Genomic DNA, 17224 nt, shown 5'->3' on the forward strand with positions numbered 1-17224 from the left:
TCCAGCTCGGGCGCGTGACAGACGTCATCGCTCTGTGAGCGCCACTCCCCCGCACTCAACGAAGAGGCGGCGGCAACGTCTGCGCGTGTCCGGAAATCACTCCACCGATTTACAAAGGACGCGCACATGACGACCCCGGCCAGGCCGGCTAACCGCCACCACAAGCGCCCGCGAGGCGAAGGTCAGTGGGCTCTCGGTTACCGCGAACCGCTCAACAAGAACGAAGAGCTCAAGAAGAACGACGACGGGCTCAACGTCCGCCAGCGCATCATCGACATCTACTCCAAGCAGGGCTTCGACTCCATCGACCCGGCAGACCTGCGGGGCCGGATGCGCTGGTACGGGATCTACACCCAGCGCAGGCCCGGGATCGACGGCGGCAAGACCGCGATCCTGGAGCCGGAGGAGCTCGACGACCGCTACTTCATGATGCGGGTCCGGATCGACGGCGGCAGGCTCAGCCTGGCGCAGCTGCGCACCATCGCCGACATCGCCAACCTCTACGGCCGGGGCACCGCGGACGTCACCGACCGGCAGAACATCCAGCTCCACTGGATCGAGATCGAGTCCGTCCCCGACATCTGGGAGCGCCTGGAAGCCGTCGGCCTGTCCACGACCGAGGCCTGTGGCGACACCCCGCGCGCCTTCCTGGGCTGCCCGCTGGCCGGGATCGACACCGAGGAGGTCCTGGACGGCACCCCGACGGTCCTGGAGATCCGCGACAAGTACATCGGCGACCCCGCCTACTCCAACCTGCCCCGCAAGTTCAAGACCGCGGTGAGCGGCTGCCCGGCGCACTGCACGGTGCACGAGATCAACGACGTGGCCTTCGTCGGCGTGGTCAACGACAAGGGTGAGGCGGGCTACGACCTGTGGGTCGGCGGCGGCCTGTCGACCAACCCGATGCTGGCCAAGCGCCTGGGCGTCTTCGTCACCCCCGAGCAGGCCAGCGCGGTCTGGGCCGGCGTGATCGGCATCTTCCGTGACTACGGCTACCGTCGCCTGCGGCACAGGGCGCGGCTGAAGTTCCTGGTCAGCGACTGGGGCACGGAGAAGTTCCGGCAGGTCCTGGAGACCGAGTACCTCGGCCACGCGCTTCCCGACGGCCCCGCGCCCGAGCCGCCCCGCAACGGGCGCAGGGACCACGTGGGCGTCTTCCCGCAGAAGGACGGCAACTTCTACGTCGGCTTCGCCCCCAAGGTCGGCCGTCTCAGCGGTGACACGCTGCACCTGATCGCCGACATCGCCGAGCGGCACGGCTCGGGCCGGGTGCACACCACGGCCGAGCAGAAGATGGTCATCCTCGACGTCGCCCCCGACCAGGTCGACAGCATCGTGGCCGAGCTGGAGGCGAACGACCTGCGGGTCAACCCCTCCACCTTCCGCCGCCAGACCATGGCGTGCACGGGCATCGAGTTCTGCAAGCTGGCGATCGTCGAGACCAAGGGCGCGGGCGCCAACCTGATCGACGAGCTCGAAAGGCGCCTTCCCGACTTCAAGCAGCCGCTGACGATCAACCTCAACGGCTGCCCGAACTCCTGCGCGCGCGTCCAGGTCGCCGACATCGGCCTCAAGGGCCAGCTCATCGTCAACGACGAGGGCGAGCAGGTCGAGGGCTACCAGATCCACCTGGGCGGCTCGCTGGGCGTCAGCTCGGGCTTCGGCCGCAAGGTCCGCGGCCTGAAGACGACGGCCACGGAGCTTCCCGACTACGTCGAGCGCGTGGTGCGCAACTTCGACAAGCAGCGAAACGAGGGCGAGACCTTCTCCGAGTGGGTCCAGCGGGCCGACGAGGCGGACCTCAAGTGACCGGCCTGCCGTACGGGGAGGGCCAAAGATGAGCGAGCGGGCCGTCCCCTTCCACTGCCCCTACTGCGGCGAAGAGGACCTCGAACCCTACGAGGGCGACGGCGGCTGGTACTGCCGTTCGTGCGCCCGCGCCTTCAAGCTGAAGTTTCTCGGAATCGGAGTGCGGTCATGAGCCTGGTGGACATCGAAGTCGGATTACGGCAGCAGCGCGGCACGCTGGACCTGCAGGACATCGTCGAGTCGGCGGCCCGTTTCCTTGAGGACGCCTCCGCGCTTGAGATCATCCGCTGGGCGGCGGCCACCTTCGGCGACCGGCTGTGCCTCACCTCCTCCATGAGTGACGCCCTGCTGATCGACCTGGTGAGCCGGGTCAAGCCCGGGATCGACGTGTTGTTCATCGACACCGGTTACCACTTCGCCGAGACGATCGGCACCCGTGACGCGGTGCGGCAGGTCTACGACGTGAACGTGATCGACGTCAAGCCGTCCAGGACGGTGGCCGAGCAGGAGCGCGACCTCGGTCCCCGCCTGTTCGGGCGCAATCCCGACCTGTGCTGCTACCTGCGCAAGGTCGAGCCGCTCAACCGCGCCCTTGAGCCGTACCTCGCCTGGATCTCCGGCATCCGCCGTGACGAGGCCAGCACCCGCGCCGGGGTCAAGGTCGTCGAGTGGGACGCCAAGCGCCAGATGGTGAAGATCAACCCGATCGCCCGCTGGACGCAGGAGGACGTCGACAACTACATGGCCGACAACGGCGTGCTGATCAACCCGCTGCACTACGACAACTACCCCTCGATCGGCTGCGCGCCCTGCACCCGTCAGGTGGCGCCCGGCGAGGACCCGCGCAGCGGCCGCTGGGCGGGGATGGGCAAGACGGAATGCGGGCTGCATCTATGACGTCCGTGACGTGGCGCCCGCGTGGCGTGACGTCGGCACCGCCCCTGATCGCGGTGGCGCACGGGTCCCGCGACCCGCGCGCCGCCGCGACGGTCGAGGAACTTCTCGACCTCGTACGGCGCGCCCGTCCCGAGATCCCGGTGCGCACCGCCTACCTCGACCACGCCCCGCCGACGCTCGCCATGGCGCTCTCGGGGCTGGGCGAGGCGGCGGTGCTGCCGCTGCTGCTCACCGAGGCCTACCACAGCCGGGTCGACATCCCCGGCGCGCTGGCCGAGGCCACGGCCCGTAACCCCAGGCTGCGTGTGCACAGGGGCGCGACGCTCGGCCCGCACCCGCTGCTGGTCACCGCCCTTGAGCGGCGTCTGGCCGAGGCGGGGGTCGAGGCGGGGGACCCCTCGACCGCGGTCGTGCTGGTCTCGGCCGGGTCGAGCAGCCGCAGCGCCAACGCGACGGTCGCCGGGGTGGCCGCCCAGTGGGGACGGCGCCGGGGCTGGTGGTCGGTGACCGCCGCCTACGCCACGGCCGCGGAGCCGACGCCGCAGGAGGAGGTCCTACGGCTGCTGCGCGCGGGGGCCCCTCGGGTGGTCGTGGCCCCCTACCTGCTGGCCCCCGGCCACTTCGCCGACAAGATCCGCCGTGACACGACGGCCGTGGGCGCCGAGGTCGTCGCGGACGTCCTCGGCGCCGCCCCCGAGCTGGCCACCGTGTTAATCGAACGTTACGAGCAGGCCCTGGGCGGGCTGGAGCGCTCAGCCACCGCCTGACCCCGTTCCACCGGTGGTGGGATGGACGGGGGTGATGGTGATCGTGATGGTGACGGAGGGCGAGGGCTTGGGAGGGCTGGGAGTGACGGTCACGGTCACCGTGGGCTCAGGGGTGCTCCCGTCCACGAAGGTGCAGTCGGGTCCGTTCTCGCAGGGTTCGATCCACGTGTCGGTGACCCTGAACCGCATGTCGGCCCGCCCCCCGTCCGCGAGGTCGAGCACCCGGCGCGCGTCCTCCCCGGTGACGAGTGTCCTGCCCAGCTGGGCGACGGAACCCGCCGGGAGCACGGCGACCTCGAAGCGCGAGCCCCGTCGCACGGTCAGGTTGACGCCGTCTCTGAACTTCTTGTCGGTGCCGGGCAGCCATTCGGCGCATGACAGGGCGTTGCGGTAGACGCCGTCCTCCCAGTAGAGCAGTTCCGCCCCGCGCGGGCAGGAGATCATCGCCGTCGCGTTGCCCCGGTCCGTCTTTCTGGGGATGTCGAAGGCGACGCGCTCGCCCATCTTGGTGAACCGCTTGTCGAGGACGACCTTGCTCCTGGAGGCGACGCCGTAGCCGGGTGAGGAGACCGCGGACATGACGCCGTTCCAGGTGTCGTCCGTGCTCTCCGGGGCCCCGGTGGCCGGCAGGATCAGGGTGGCGGCGACGGCGAGCCCCACCCCGGCGGCACCGCCGAGCAGGCCGATCCTGCGCCGTCTGATCCCGCGGACGCGCTCGTGGACCCGGGCGACGGTGACGCCGCCCCCGGCGCCCTCCCACCGCTCGGCGTCCTGTCGCAGCAGGTCGCGCAGCTCGGATTCGATGTTCGTCATGTCAGCTCCCCGAGGGTGGCCGCGGCCCTGGCCGCGGGATCGACGCGCAGCTTGGCCAGCGCCCTGGCGGCCTGGCTGCGTACGGTGACCGCCGAGCAGCCGAGGATCTCGGCGATCTGCCCGTCCGGCAGGTCCGCGTAGTAACGCAGCACCAGCACCGCCCGCTGCTTGGCGGGCAGGGCGGCCAGTGCCGTACGGAGTTCCTCGCGGACGCCGAATCCGTCCAAGGGGTCCTCCAGGACGTTCTCCGGCAGGCTCCCTGTCGGGATCTCCGACCGCCATCTCCTGCGCCACCAGCTCGCGTGGGTGTTGGCCAGGATCCGGTACACATACGGGTCGGGGTCGTCGCGCACCCTGCGCCAGGCGAGCCACGCCTTGGCCAGCGCCGTCTGCGTCAGGTCCTCCGCCTGCCCCCAGTCGCGGCAGAGCAGATAGGCGGTGCGCAGCAGACGGGCCGAGCGTTGCGCGACGTAGCCTTCGAAGTCGGCCCGGTCTCGCATCCGATGGTCCTCACTGATCGGTGATGTTCACCGATCACTACCGTCCGGACCCCCGGGAACGTTGCACGGCCGTACGGGACGGCGGGGGGAGGCTAGCGCCGGTCGTCGCGGCGGTCGGAGCCGTGCCAGCCGTGTGAGCCGGGACCGTGCTGTTCCCCCGTGAGCTCTCCGCGCATTTCCCGCCACTGCTCCCGCCAGGCGGCCCACTGCTTCTTCAGGGGCTTGGTCCTGGAGTCGCCGATCACCTTGAGTTCGCCCATGAGCACGTACGCCTTGACCCGGATCAGCGGCGCGTTCACGCCGGGCGGCGCCTCGTTGACCTTGACCTTCTTCTCCCCCATGATCGCGATGCCGTCCAGCTCGACGTCCACGCCGTCCGGCACGATGATCTTCACCTCGCCCATGACCGCGGTGACGACGATGTCGACCACGTCGGTGCGGACCTCGGCCTCGCGCAGGTCGAGGACGACCCCGCCCATCACGGCGACCGCGCCGAGCCCCTGGTCGATGCGCCACTTGCCGCGGCGCTTCGACTCGCTCATCACCGCGACGAACCACTTCCGCACCCTTCCCGGGGGCCGCCCCTGCGGCTCGTAGGCGGGGGCGGGAGCCGGGGCTGAGCGTCCTGCGCCGGGCAGGTCCGAGGTGATGACGGCCAGCTCGGCCTGGGTGACGGCGGTGTAGGCCGCCTCGGTGCGCTCGGTCAGCTCCCCGAGCGTCAGCCGCCCCTCGACGGAGGCGACACGCAGCCACTCGACGGTGGCCTCCCGCTCGGCGTCCGAGATTCGCATCGCACCGGGATCGCTCATAACTCACAACATATCGCGAGTTGTCCGGTCAACGGCTCCTCCCTGAGGAGGACATGACCGCCCCTGAGGAGGGCGGGAACAGGTTAGGGTCCCCTCATGTACCAAGAACTTCTTGAGGCGGTCGCCCGCGGTGACGTCGAGCGCGTCGAGCGCCTGCTCCGGGACGGCCTCGGCGCCGACCCCGAGGCGGCCGGGCACAGCACGGCGCTGTACGCCGCCGCCGCGGGCGGCAGGACGGCGATCGTCGAGGCGTTGCTGGCGCACGGGGCCGACCCCGGCAGGATCAGCGGCGGCGAGGAGGAGGGCCTGCCCCTGTGCGCGGCCGCCGCCCTGGGCCGTGTCGAGACCGTGGAGGCGCTGCTCCGCGCCGGGGCCGACCCCTCGGCCAGGGAGGAGGACGGCTGGACCGCGCTGCTCTGGGCCGCCTCGAACGGCCGGGAGGAGGCCCTCACGGCGCTGCTGGACGCCGGGGCCGACCCGGAGGAGGCCAACGAGAGCGGCGAGACCGCGCTCACCCTGGCCGCCAGGCGCGGGGCGCTCGGCGCGACGCGGGTGCTCCTGGAGCGCGGGGCCGAGGCCGACAGGCCCGACGGCGAGGGCGACACCCCGCTGGCCATCGCCTACGACTGGCTGGGCACCCAGCTGGAGAGCGCGCTGCTCGAACAGCTCACCGAGCAGGTCCCCGAGGACTCCCAGTTCGTCGTCGGCCGCAGCCGGGCCTCCGACGGCACCGACCTGGTGACCGTCGCCGCCGTGAGCCAGGACGGGGAACGGCTGGCCGAGCTGCGCTGCCAGCGCGGCCACGCGGCCGTCGCGACCCTCCTGGAGGAGGCGACCGGTCAGCTTCCCGGCGTCGAGACGCTGGTCGAGCGGGCGCTGCCGTACCGGGACGTCGACGAGGAGGCGGAGACCTGGTGGACGATCGCGGGCGCGCTGAGCAAGCGCGCGGACGAGGAGACGTTCGAGGCCGCGGCGCGGTTGTGCGTCAGTGAGGACCCGCGCAGGCGGGAGTTCGGCGTCGACGTGCTCGCCGAGTTCGGCTTCACCGACGACGAGCGGCCCTTCCTCGACCGGACCCTGCCGATCCTGCGGCGGATGGCGGCCACCGAGGGCGACGAGCGGGTGCTGCGCTCGGTGCTCGGCGCGCTCGGCCACCACGCCGACCCCCGCTCCCTGCCCGAGGTGCTGGAGATCGTCACCGCCCCGGGCTGGACCCGCACCCAGGCCGACCCGGCCGCGCTGGCCGCCGTGCTGCCGCCCGGCCACGCCGAGGGGCTCGCGCTGCTCCTCTCGATGAGCGAGGACCCCGACGAGGAGGTGCGCGAGTGGGCGACCATGGGCCTGGCCGGGCTGTCCGAGGACGGCGAGCCGATCCGTGACGCGCTGGCGGCGCGACTCGGCGACGAGGAGCTGGGCACGGTGGCCGAGGCGACGCGCGGCCTGCTGGTGCGCGGCGACCCGCGGGCCAAGCGGGGGGTCGAGCGGGTCCTCGCCGAGAGCGACGAGGACGACGACTACCTGCGCGACCTGGTCAAGGAGGCCTGACTGGATGACCCACGACGTCTTCAACCAGGTTCCGCCGCTCGTCGGGCACGACGTGTCCGACGACGCCGCCCTCCTGGCCGGCGTCGAGCGTGAGGGGGCGGGCTGGGCCACGGGGGAGGTGCGGGCGCTGGGCGTGCTCGCGGGCTCAGAACGGGCCGCCGAGTGGGGGCGCCTGGCCAACGAGCATCCGCCGGTCCTGCGCACCCACGACGCCCGTGGCCACCGGATCGACGAGGTCGAGTTCCATCCCGCCTGGCACGAGCTGATGGCCGTCGCGGTCGGCGAGGGGCTGCACGCCGCGCCCTGGGCCGATGCCAGGCCCGGCGCGCACGTGGCCCGCGCGGCCGGGTTCTACCTCTGGAGCCAGGTCGAGGCGGGGCACGGCTGCCCGATCTCGATGACCTACGCCTCGGTCGCCGCGCTGCGTCACGCCCCCGCCCTCGCCGCCGAATGGGAGCCGCTGCTGACGTCCAGGAGCTACGACTTCGGGCTCCGGCCGCCGCTGGGCAAGCGCGGGGTGCTCGCCGGGATGGCGATGACCGAGAAGCAGGGCGGCTCAGACGTCCGCGCGGGCACCACGAGGGCCGAGCCCCTCGCCGGCGGCGGCTACGCGCTGACCGGCCACAAGTGGTTCAACTCCGCCCCGATGTGCGACGCGTTCCTGGTGCTCGCCCAGGCGCCGGGAGGCCTGTCGTGCTTCCTGCTGCCCCGCGTCCTGCCGGACGGCACCCGCAACGCCATGCGCCTGGTGCGGTTGAAGGACAAGCTGGGCAACCGGTCGAACGCCAGCGCCGAGGTGGAGTACGAGGGGGCGTTCGCCTGGCCGGTCGGTGAGGAGGGCCGGGGCGTGCGGACCATCCTGGAGATGGTGAACATGACCCGGCTCGACTGCGTGATCGGCTCGGCCGCCGGGATGAGGTACGGCGCGGTCAGGGCCGTCCACCACGCCACGCACCGCGCCGCCTTCGGCAGGAGGCTGGCCGACCAGCCGCTGATGCGCAACGTCCTGGCCGATCTCGTCCTGGAGTCGGAGGCGGCGACCACGCTGATGACCCGGCTCGCCGGGGCCACCGACCGGGCCGTCGCCGGGGACCGGTCCGAGGCGGCGCTGCGCCGTACCGCGCTGGCGGTCGCGAAGTACTGGGTGTGCAAGCGCGCCCCCGCCCACGCGGCCGAGGCGATGGAGTGCCTGGGCGGCAACGGCTACGTCGAGGACTCCCAGATGCCCAGGCTGCTGCGCGAGTCACCGCTCAACGGCATCTGGGAGGGCTCGGGAAACGTCGCGGCGCTGGACGTGCTGCGTGCTCTGGGGCGTGAGCCGGAGGCCGTCGAGGCGTTCCTCGCGGAGATCGCGCTCGCCAGGGGGGCCGACCGGCGTCTCGACGCGGCGGTCGTGCGGCTGCGTGCCCTGCTGGGCGCGCTCGGCGATCTCGCCGCCGCCGAGGCGAACGCCCGCCGGATCGCCGAGGACATGGCCCTGGTCCTGCAGGGTTCCCTGCTCGTACGGCTGGCGCCCGCGGCCGTCGCCGACGCCTTCTGCGCCTCCCGGCTGGCCGGTGAGGGGGGCCGTGCCTTCGGCACCCTGCCGCCCGGCCTCGACCTGGAGGCCGTGATCGGCCGGGCCGTCATCTGACCCATCCCTGGCGTCTCTGGTGGTAGGCGGCGACGGCCGCCGCGCTCTGGACGTCGTCGGCGAGCAGTCTGGTCAGCCGGTCGAGCCGGTTGGCGGCGCACAGCGCGTAGCTCTCCGCCCACCACTCGGCCGGGCAGTCGCGGTAGCGGTCGAGAACCAGCAGGGGGCGGCAGAAGCGCATGATCCGGCGCCACTCAGGGGTCTGGTCCATCTCGTCCATCTGGCACAGGGCGTGACCGATCATGTGGTGGACCAGCGAGCCCGACGAGTGGGCCCCTCCGGTGACGACGATCGTGCGCCCCATATGGATGCCCGCCGACTCCGCGGCGACCCGCGCGTCGCAGGAGTCGTCCGGCTCCGGCGGCTCGGGCAGCAGGTCGGCGCCGAGCCAGATCCCGTCGAGGTCCTCGGACAGCCGGGTCGCCAGGTGGACCGGCAAGCTCGCCAGTTCGTCGATCGCGGCGACGAGCTCCCTGCGCGGTGTCCCCGTCCAACGCCGGTGGATCACCCGTTCCAGCACGCCGCAGTCCCGGCTGCCGTCCCTCGGCAGCGGATCGCGGTGGCCCGTGCGGGCCGGTCCGGGGGTCCTCATCCGAAGCGCTCCGTCCTGACAAAGAATTGCTCTCCGGTGGTAAACGTCCGTCGCAGCGGAGTTCATTACGAGCGGCGGCCGGATATTCATTGATCCGCGAGGGCGCGAGAGCGGCCCCTCCCCGGCGGACGCGTCGTTTCCGGCCCGTCCCCGCCCTCGGAAGACGGCCGGTTTCACCCCCACCAAAAGGATCGAACATGACGACCAGCCTGAAAGCCCTGGGAGCGGTGTGCGGCGCGCTTTCCTGCCTGCTCACCGGTCCCCCGGCCACGCCGGTGCCGCCCTCCGTCGAACGTCCCTCCCCGTGTCAGGCCGACGTCGCGCGGGCGGTGGCCGGACAGCTCGCGAAGGCACCCGACGGGCGTTTCGTCCCGCCGGACACGGTCTCCTACGACGACGGCGCCGAGGTGATCACCTTCCGGCCCCCGTCGTGCGGCCCGGCCAGGCGTGGCGCCGAGCACGACTGCGACGAGGACGGCGTTCCCGGCAACGCGGTCTGCCTCTACGACCGCAGGGCCTACGAGGGATCGCGGCAGGCCATCAAGGTGCCGGGCACGAGGAGGATCGACGGGATCGGCCTCTTCATGTCCCTCAGGAACGACCGCCCCTTCGTCTTCCTCGTCAAGAGGAACCGGGACGAGGAGGGGACCTGTTTCCCCGGCGGGTCGGGATACGGCAATCTCCGGGGTGTCGCCGACCGGCGCTGGGTCAACGCCCATCCCAGCCTGCGTGAGTGCCCCGGCCGATGAGAGGGCGACGGCGCCGTACGGTTTGGGCGGGATCGCACCGTACGGCGCCGCCGCCGGTCATGAGGTCAGGCCGGGACCGGCGACCCACCGGGCGGTGAGGTAGGTCCGGTACTCCTCGACGGCCGGGCGCGGTTCCCCCGGGCCTGTGAGCCTGATCAGCTCGGTCGCCAGCAGCCCACCGGTCGCCGAGCTGACGACGAACACCCCGAGCAGCGGCCCGTCCTCGAACCCGAAGGCCCGCCCTGGCCTGCCGTTGCGGTCCCTGACCTGCCCGATGTCCCGCAGGTCGTCCTGGGCGGCGAGCGTCCGCCACAGAGCCGCGCGGAGGTCGGGCTCGACCACGTCGTGGGAGTGCAGGTCCTCGACGGCCCTGACCAGGCGGTGCGTGCGCGTCATGCCCGCCTGCGGCTCCCCGTCGAGCAGCTGGTCGCGCAGCTCCTCCTCGGAGCGCGACAGAGCGGCCGCCCTGGGGCCGAGGTCCGCCGCGGCGCCGGTCTCACTGTTCTCACCGCCCTCGGTGGCCGTCGCCTGGTCGGCCCCTGGCGTGATACCGGCCCAGCCGCCGCTCCCGAACGGCCTTCCGTGCCTGCGCGTCCTGTGGTAGGTGCCCCGATCGTCCTGCGGCGTCCAGCGGCTGACGACCCACGGTGTCATCCGCGAGGTCGTGCCGTCCCGGGTGACGCTGGTGGCCAGCAGCCACTCCTCGGTCTCGACGTAGCTCCACGGCCCCTCCTGCCTGCCCGGGCGGGAACCGGCGAGCCGGGCCAGGCCGAGCAGTCCTGCCGAGGCCCGGGGGAAGGACGACATCGGGAGCGGATGGCCGCGCAGCGGCTCGACCGCCGACAGGTGAACGATCCGTGCCAGGTCCGCGGTGATGGGCGGGCCGGTGCGCGAGGCGGCGGCGCCCGGCGGCGGGCCCTCCCCCGCCCCCTGCCGGTCTCCCGGCTGTCCCCGCTGCACGACCCTCGGCAGGACCGCCACCGCGACGGCGGTCGCCAGCAGGGCCACCACCAGGACCGACCCCCTGCCCCGCGCCCGCCGGGGGGTGCTCTCGCTCATGATCCGCCGTAGGACCTCCTCCTGCCCGTCGCCCATCCTCCGCCGCGCCTCGTGCGGGGGCACGGGGTTGCAGCGGACCATGAGCTCGCGGAACCGGTCTCGTCCCCGCGCCCTCACCGGCCCGCCTCCTCGCACCACAGGCACATGCCCCGCAGCAGGTCCGCCAGCCTCATGCGGGCCCGGCACAGCCGTACCCTGACCGCGTTCGGCGTCAGACCGAGAACCCCGCCGATCTCATCGATCGCGAGGTCCTCCCAGTAGTGCAGGCGGAGGACCTCTCCGTCCTTGGGGCGCAGGCGCGCCATGGCCGTCTCCATCGCGGTCCTGACCTCTTCCTCGTCGTGTGTCCCGTCACCGGACAGCTCCGGTGGCAGCTGTCTCAGCAGCGCCATGAGGCGCTGTCTGCGCCCCTCGCCGCGGGTGGCGTTGCGCACGTGCCCCCAGGCGACGCGGTACAGCCAGGCGACGACGGCGCGGTCGTCGTCCCTGGGAATCCTGTTCCTCTTGCGCCAGGCCGTCTGGAAGGTGCACGAGGCGACGTCGTCGGCCCCGGTGAAGCCGACCCGGCGCGCCGCGTAGGCCCAGACGGGCTCGTAGAAGGCGCGGAACATCTCCTCGAACCACTTCTCCTCGTCCTCCGGCACGGTCGCCCCTTCCCCACCTGGCGTCATGTTTCTTACGTCCACCACCAAGGGATCGATTACAGATTCCATTCGTAAGGTAACGCCGGGTAATCGAATCGCCTCGGGAACGGGGGCGACGGGCGGCTCCGGGGACAAGCCTCGTGATCTCGGCGAGTAGGGTCGTTCCTGGTTAACGCTTCGTGATCGAAAGGACATCGCCATGGCGACGACACGTACCGCGACGACCCAGTGGAAGGGCTCGCTCCTCGACGGATCGGGCACCGTCTCGCTGGACTCGTCCAAGGTGGGCACCTTCGACGTGTCCTGGCCCTCCAGGGCCGAGCAGGCCAACGGCAAGACCTCGCCCGAGGAGCTCATCGCGGCGGCGCACTCCTCCTGCTTCTCGATGGCCCTGTCCCACGGCCTGGCCCAGGCGGGCACCCCGCCGCAGTCCCTGGAGACCAAGGCCGAGGTGACCTTCCAGCCGGGCGAGGGCATCACGGGGATCGTCATCTCCGTCCGCGGCCAGGTCGAGGGCCTGTCCGCGGAGGAGTTCCAGAAGGCCGCCGAGACGGCCAAGGCCAACTGCCCGGTGAGCAAGGCCCTCTCCGGCACCACGATCAGCCTCAACGCCGAACTGGTCGGCTGATCGAGCGTGTCTTCCGGCCGTGCCCGCCTCGGCGGCGCGGCCGGGAGACCTGCGTCCCATCCCCGCGAGGCGGGAAAAGCGCAGGTTAAAGCCTTGCGGCCAGGCGTTCCACCCGGTGACCCCGGGCGCGTACACTCAGGCGACCCCCATTCAGCCGGGCGGGCCGTCCCTCTTTCACGGCCACCGTCCGGCCGAGACCGCCGAGACCGTCAGAGGAAAGTCCGCACACCTTGTGAGCTCCCGCCCCCTCGTTTCGTGTCCCCCGGACCAGGGTGAGGAGGGCGACGGCACCTGTGCGCACGAGGGCTAGCTGAGGGAGATTGAGGGCCGCATGCGCGAGATCTGGCCGGGAGAGCCTTACCCCCTGGGCGGCACGTGGGACGGCGCGGGCACCGGCTTCTCGGTGTTCTCCGAGGTCGCCGAACGCGTCGAGCTGTGCCTGTTCGACGACGACGGCCGTGAGGAGCGCGTCGACCTGCCCGAGGTGGATGGTTTCGTCTGGCACGGCTACTTCCCCGGGGTCGCCCCCGGCCAGCGGTACGGCTACCGCGTGCACGGCCCCCACGACCCCTCGCGCGGCCACCGCTGCAACCCCGCCAAGCTGCTGCTTGACCCCTACGCCAAGGCGGTCGAGGGCGAACTGAGGTGGAACGAGTCGCTGTTCTCCTACCCCTTCACCGACCCGGCCAGCAGGAACGACGACGACAGCGCCCCCTTCATGCCGAAGAACGTGGTGGTCAACCCGTTCTTCGACTGGGGGAACGACCGGCCGCCGCGCACGCCGTACCACCAGACCGTGATCTACGAGGCGCATGTGCGGGGGCTCACCATGCGCCACCCCGCGGTGCCGCCCGAGCAGCGCGGCACCTACGCGGGGCTGGCGCACCCGGCGGTCATCGACCACCTGCTGACCCTGGGCGTCACCGCGGTCGAGCTGATGCCGGTGCACCAGTTCGTGCCCGAGCACGCGATGGTCGCCCGCGGGCTGACGAACTACTGGGGCTACAACACGATCGCCTACCTGGCCCCGCACGCCGCCTATTCGAGCTCGGGGCAGCGCGGCGAGCAGGTGCTGGAGTTCAAGGCGATGGTGCGGGCGCTGCACGACGCCGGGATCGAGGTCATCCTCGACGTGGTCTACAACCACACGGCCGAGGGCGACCACATGGGGCCGACGCTGGGTTTCCGCGGCATCGACAACGCGGCCTACTACCGGCTGCACGACGGAGACCGGCGCTACTACCTCGACTACACCGGCTGCGGCAACTCCCTCAACGTCCGCTCCCCGCACGCGCTGCAGCTCATCATGGACTCGCTGCGCTACTGGGTCCTGGAGATGCACGTGGACGGCTTCCGGTTCGACCTGGCCTCCGCCCTGGCCCGTGAGCTGCACGACGTGGACCGGCTGAGCGCCTTCTTCGACCTGATCCAGCAGGACCCGGTCATCTCCCAGGCGAAGCTGATCGCCGAGCCGTGGGACGTGGGGCCCGGCGGCTACCAGGTCGGCAACTTCCCGCCGCTGTGGACCGAGTGGAACGGCAAGTACCGCGACAGCGTGCGCGACTTCTGGCGCGGCAACGGCTCGGCGCTGCCTGAGCTGGCCTCGCGGCTGACCGGTTCGGCCGACCTGTACGCCACCTCGGGGCGCCGTCCCGTCGCCTCCATCAACTTCGTCACCTGCCACGACGGGTTCCCCCTCACCGACCTGGTCTCCTACGACCGCAAGCACAACGAGGCCAACGGGGAGGACAACCGGGACGGCACCGACGACAACCGCTCGTGGAACTGCGGCGCCGAGGGACCGGTCGACGACCCGGAGATCACCTCCCTGCGCCGCCGCCAGCGCCGCAACCTGCTGACCACCCTGTTCGTCTCGCAGGGTGTGCCGATGTTGCTGGCCGGCGACGAGTTCGGCAGGAGCCAGGGCGGCAACAACAACGCCTACTGCCAGGACAACGAGATCTCCTGGATCGACTGGTCCCCGGCCGGGACCGACAAGGAGCTGCTGGACTTCGTCAGGGGGCTGTCCGAGCTGCGGCGCGAGCACCCCGTCTTCCGGCGGCGCCGGTTCTTCCACGGCCGCAAGGCCGAGGACGGCACCCGCGACATCGTCTGGCTGACCCCCTCGGGCGAGGAGATGTCGGCCGCCGACTGGCACACCGGCTACGCCAAGTCGCTGGCGGTCTTCCTGAACGGCGCGGCCATCACCGAACCCGGCCCGCGTGGCGAGCCGATCGTGGACGACTCGTTCCTGCTGCTGATCAACGGCCACCACGAGGACCTGACCTTCACCGTCCCCGGCGCCAGGTACGGCGCGCGCTGGCTGTCCGTGCTGGACACCGCGCGGGAGGGCGGCGACGAGACCGCCCACGAGGGGCCCTGGCCCGCCGACGCCCACGTCCCGGTGACCTCCCGCTCGATCAGGATCCTGCGCTGCCGACGCCCCTGACGGCGCCTCGCTAGGGCCTGGTCAGCAGGATGAGGACGAAGGTGGTCAGCCCGGCGAGAAGGTGCAGCAGGATCGTGAGGACCGGCGGGCGCTGGCCGGCGCCGCGCGCGTGACGGCCGCCGCCGAGCCAGCGGGTGGACATGGTGAAGCCGAGCAGGGCCGTCAGCGCGAGCGCCCCGAACGCCAGCCAGGCCAGCACCCGGCGGTCGGTGACCAGGTAGGCGCTCCAGCAGCTCAGGGCCGACATGGCGAGCATCGGGTGGGCGAAGAGCAGCGCGGCGGGGAAGCGGGTGACCTTCGCCGCCTGGCTGCGTGGCCCGCCGTGGAGCAGCCACAGCCGCAACAGGCGGACGCCGAACATCGCGGTGATCAACCACGTCACGATCGCGGCCAGCCCCACACTGCCTCCCCGTCTCTTTTGCCGCATCATGTAACGCCACTCGCCCCGATTTCACCGGAAGTGTCGAATCCGTTACCGAACGTTCTCGCGGGAGGGCCGTACGGTCTCCTGTGCCAAGGTAGGAGGATGCGTCTCATCCACCCGGCCGCCTCCGACGAGGTCGATCTCGCCCGGCTCTACGCCTACCCCCGCGAACGGTGCGTCCGGCTCAACATGGTGGCCAGCGCCGACGGGGCCGCCTGGCTCGACGGGCTGTCCGGCGGATTGTCGGGCCGTGGCGACCGGCGGATCTTCGGGGTGCTGCGCGGGCAGGCCGACGTCGTCCTGGCCGGCGCCACGACGGTCAGGGCCGAGGGGTACGGCCCCGCCAGGCCCCGGGAGTCGTGGCGTCACCTGCGTGCGGGGCGTCCTGCGGCGCCGCCGGTGGCCGTGCTCACCCGGCTGCTCGACCTGGACCTCGAAAGCCCGCTGTTCACCGAGGCCGAGCCGTACGCCAGGACGATCGTGGTCACCTGTGAGGCGGCTCCCGCGCGGCGGCGTGCGGAGACGGCCGAGGTGGCCGAGGTGATCGTGGCCGGTGGCGACCGGATCGACCTGGCCGCGGCGCTGGCCGAGCTGGCCTCACGCGGCCTGGGGCGGGTGCTGTGCGAGGGCGGCCCCAAGGTCAACGCCCAGCTCGCCGAGGCCGACCTGGTCGACGAGCTGTGCCTGACGGTGAGCCCGATGCTGACCGGCGGCCCCGCGGCGCGCATCCTCAACGGCCTTCCGGCGTCGGTCCGGCTGGACCTGGCCCATGTCCTGGAGGAGGACGGTTTCCTGTTCACCAGGTATGTCCGTCCTCTCCGGTAGAAAGGTCAGGCTAGCCCGACGAACGGACGACGAGGAGTGACATGAACCTGCCGCTGCGGCCCCCGGTCGCACCGATGCTGGCCAAGGCCGTCAAGTCCCTGCCGCCGCAGGACGGCACCATGCTCTACGAGCCGAAGTGGGACGGCTACCGGTGCGTCGTCTTCCGCGACGGCGACGAGGTCTACCTCGGCAGCCGCAACGAACGGCCGTTCACGCGCTACTTCCCCGAGCTGGTGGAGGCGGTGCGGGCGGAGCTGCCCGAGCGGGTGGTGGTGGACGGGGAGATCGTCATCCGCGGCGGCCAGGCGCTCGACTTCGAGGCCCTGCAGCAGCGCATCCACCCCGCGGCCTCCCGGGTGAGACTGCTGGCCGAGCAGACGCCCGCCTCGTTCGTCGCCTTCGACCTGCTTGCCCTCGGCGACGAGTCCCTCATGGAGGTCCCCTTCGCCGAGCGCAGGGCACGCCTTGAGTCGATCTTCGGCGACGCGGGCCGGAGCATACGGCTGACACCGGTGACCACCTCGCAGGAGCGGGCGGCCGAGTGGTTCGAGACGTTCGAGGGCGCCGGGCTCGACGGCATCGTGGCCAAGCCCGGCGGCCTGCCGTACCAGCCGGACAAGAGGGCGATGTTCAAGGTCAGGCACGAGCGCACGGCGGACGCCGTGGTCGCGGGCTACCGCGAGCACAAGTCGGGGCCGGTGGTCGGCTCCCTGCTGCTCGGCCTCTACGACGCCGAGGGCGCCCTGAGGCACGTCGGCGTCGCGGCCTCCTTCCCGATGAAGCGCAGGGCGGAGCTGGTCGAGGAGCTGGCGCCGTATGTGAGCCAGGACGGTCACCCGTGGAGCGCCGAGTCCCTGCCCGGGGCGATCTCCAAGTGGAGCGCGGCCAAGGACCTGTCGTTCGTGCCGCTGCGGCCCGAGCTGGTGATCGAGGTCGCCTACGACCACATGGAGGGCACGCGCTTCCGGCACACCGCCCACTTCCGCCGCTGGCGCCCCGACCGGACCCCGGAGTCGTGCACGTTCGAGCAGCTCGAACAGCCTGTCTCCTACGACCTGGACGACATCCTGGCCCGCTGAGG

Annotated in this window: 18 protein-coding genes; 11 read left to right on the top strand and 7 right to left on the bottom strand. The window is 71.8% G+C overall.

The annotated features are described in order from the left end of the window. Positions 1-126: 126 nt before the first annotated feature. From ABZ470_RS14180 to ABZ470_RS14195, 4 genes are read left to right on the top strand one after another with little or no spacing between them, the layout of a single operon-like run. Positions 127-1809 carry a nitrite/sulfite reductase gene (locus ABZ470_RS14180; protein ID WP_362911588.1) on the top strand — a complete coding sequence of 561 codons (1683 nt, stop codon included), beginning with the start codon at positions 127-129 and terminating at the stop codon, positions 1807-1809. 28 nt (positions 1810-1837) lie between these two features. Beyond that, the gene (locus ABZ470_RS14185) at positions 1838-1981 is read left to right on the top strand and encodes an Insertion element protein (protein ID WP_184616917.1); all 144 of its coding nucleotides are present in this window, start codon (positions 1838-1840) and stop codon (positions 1979-1981) included. Next, on the top strand, positions 1978-2706 hold the full coding sequence (locus ABZ470_RS14190) for a phosphoadenylyl-sulfate reductase (protein ID WP_352011325.1): 729 nt from the start codon (positions 1978-1980) through the stop codon (positions 2704-2706). Before ABZ470_RS14185 ends, ABZ470_RS14190 begins: the two co-directional genes overlap by 4 nt. Then, positions 2703-3473: a sirohydrochlorin chelatase gene (locus tag ABZ470_RS14195; RefSeq protein WP_352011324.1), complete on the top strand. Its 771-nt coding sequence runs from the start codon at positions 2703-2705 to the stop codon at positions 3471-3473. The genes ABZ470_RS14190 and ABZ470_RS14195 overlap by 4 nt, the downstream gene beginning before the upstream one ends. Here ABZ470_RS14195 and ABZ470_RS14200 read toward each other — a convergent pair. The 3 genes from ABZ470_RS14200 to ABZ470_RS14210 all read right to left on the bottom strand — a co-directional run bounded on the left by ABZ470_RS14200 (position 3459) and on the right by ABZ470_RS14210 (position 5595). After that, positions 3459-4286, bottom strand: coding sequence for a hypothetical protein (locus ABZ470_RS14200; protein ID WP_362911589.1), 828 nt, complete (start codon positions 4284-4286; stop codon positions 3459-3461). The two genes, ABZ470_RS14195 and ABZ470_RS14200, sit on opposite strands and share 15 nt — an antisense overlap. Further along, complete coding sequence (locus ABZ470_RS14205; RefSeq protein WP_362911590.1) at positions 4283-4786, bottom strand: SigE family RNA polymerase sigma factor; 504 nt, start codon at positions 4784-4786, stop codon at positions 4283-4285. The genes ABZ470_RS14200 and ABZ470_RS14205 overlap by 4 nt, the downstream gene beginning before the upstream one ends. Positions 4787-4878: 92 nt before the next feature. Beyond that, positions 4879-5595 carry a DUF1707 domain-containing protein gene (locus ABZ470_RS14210; RefSeq protein WP_362911591.1) on the bottom strand — a complete coding sequence of 239 codons (717 nt, stop codon included), beginning with the start codon at positions 5593-5595 and terminating at the stop codon, positions 4879-4881. 96 nt (positions 5596-5691) lie between these two features. Here ABZ470_RS14210 and ABZ470_RS14215 point away from each other — a divergent pair, with 96 nt between their 5' ends. Continuing rightward, positions 5692-7140 (top strand): ankyrin repeat domain-containing protein, encoded by a 1449-nt coding sequence (locus tag ABZ470_RS14215; RefSeq protein WP_362911592.1) that lies wholly within the window; start codon positions 5692-5694, stop codon positions 7138-7140. A gap of 4 nt (positions 7141-7144) precedes the next feature. Continuing rightward, on the top strand, positions 7145-8773 hold the full coding sequence (locus ABZ470_RS14220; RefSeq protein ID WP_362911593.1) for an isovaleryl-CoA dehydrogenase: 1629 nt from the start codon (positions 7145-7147) through the stop codon (positions 8771-8773). Here the strand turns inward: ABZ470_RS14220 and ABZ470_RS14225 are convergent. Beyond that, positions 8766-9365, bottom strand: coding sequence for a hypothetical protein (locus tag ABZ470_RS14225; RefSeq protein WP_352011318.1), 600 nt, complete (start codon positions 9363-9365; stop codon positions 8766-8768). The two genes, ABZ470_RS14220 and ABZ470_RS14225, sit on opposite strands and share 8 nt — an antisense overlap. Before the next feature lie 197 nt (positions 9366-9562). On the opposite strand from ABZ470_RS14225, the gene ABZ470_RS14230 reads away from it, so the two are divergent. Continuing rightward, entirely contained in the window at positions 9563-10114 is a 552-nt protein-coding gene (locus ABZ470_RS14230) for a hypothetical protein (protein WP_362911594.1), read from the top strand. A gap of 57 nt (positions 10115-10171) precedes the next feature. Here ABZ470_RS14230 and ABZ470_RS14235 read toward each other — a convergent pair whose 3' ends face one another. After that, a complete protein-coding gene (locus ABZ470_RS14235) occupies positions 10172-11290 on the bottom strand; it encodes a hypothetical protein (RefSeq protein ID WP_362911595.1) in 1119 nt (372 codons plus the stop codon). Next, the gene (locus ABZ470_RS14240) at positions 11287-11817 is read right to left on the bottom strand and encodes a sigma-70 family RNA polymerase sigma factor (protein ID WP_362775535.1); all 531 of its coding nucleotides are present in this window, start codon (positions 11815-11817) and stop codon (positions 11287-11289) included. Before ABZ470_RS14240 ends, ABZ470_RS14235 begins: the two co-directional genes overlap by 4 nt. A gap of 199 nt (positions 11818-12016) precedes the next feature. Between ABZ470_RS14240 and ABZ470_RS14245 the strand changes: the two genes are divergently transcribed. Beyond that, positions 12017-12445, top strand: coding sequence for an OsmC family protein (locus ABZ470_RS14245; RefSeq protein ID WP_352011314.1), 429 nt, complete (start codon positions 12017-12019; stop codon positions 12443-12445). A gap of 331 nt (positions 12446-12776) precedes the next feature. Continuing rightward, entirely contained in the window at positions 12777-14894 is a 2118-nt protein-coding gene (gene glgX / locus ABZ470_RS14250; RefSeq protein ID WP_362911596.1) for a glycogen debranching protein GlgX, read from the top strand. A 10-nt stretch (positions 14895-14904) separates the two neighbouring features. On the opposite strand, the gene ABZ470_RS14255 is transcribed toward glgX, so the two are convergent. Continuing rightward, positions 14905-15294, bottom strand: coding sequence for a hypothetical protein (locus ABZ470_RS14255; protein WP_362911597.1), 390 nt, complete (start codon positions 15292-15294; stop codon positions 14905-14907). A gap of 126 nt (positions 15295-15420) precedes the next feature. On the opposite strand from ABZ470_RS14255, the gene ABZ470_RS14260 reads away from it, so the two are divergent. Continuing rightward, on the top strand, positions 15421-16143 hold the full coding sequence (locus tag ABZ470_RS14260) for a dihydrofolate reductase family protein (protein ID WP_352011311.1): 723 nt from the start codon (positions 15421-15423) through the stop codon (positions 16141-16143). A gap of 41 nt (positions 16144-16184) precedes the next feature. Further along, complete coding sequence (locus ABZ470_RS14265) at positions 16185-17222, top strand: ATP-dependent DNA ligase (protein ID WP_362911598.1); 1038 nt, start codon at positions 16185-16187, stop codon at positions 17220-17222. The last annotated feature ends 2 nt before the right edge of the window (positions 17223-17224 follow it).

Source organism: Streptosporangium sp. NPDC020072 (assembly GCF_040631445.1).
Classification (GTDB): Bacteria; Actinomycetota; Actinomycetes; order Streptosporangiales; family Streptosporangiaceae; genus Streptosporangium.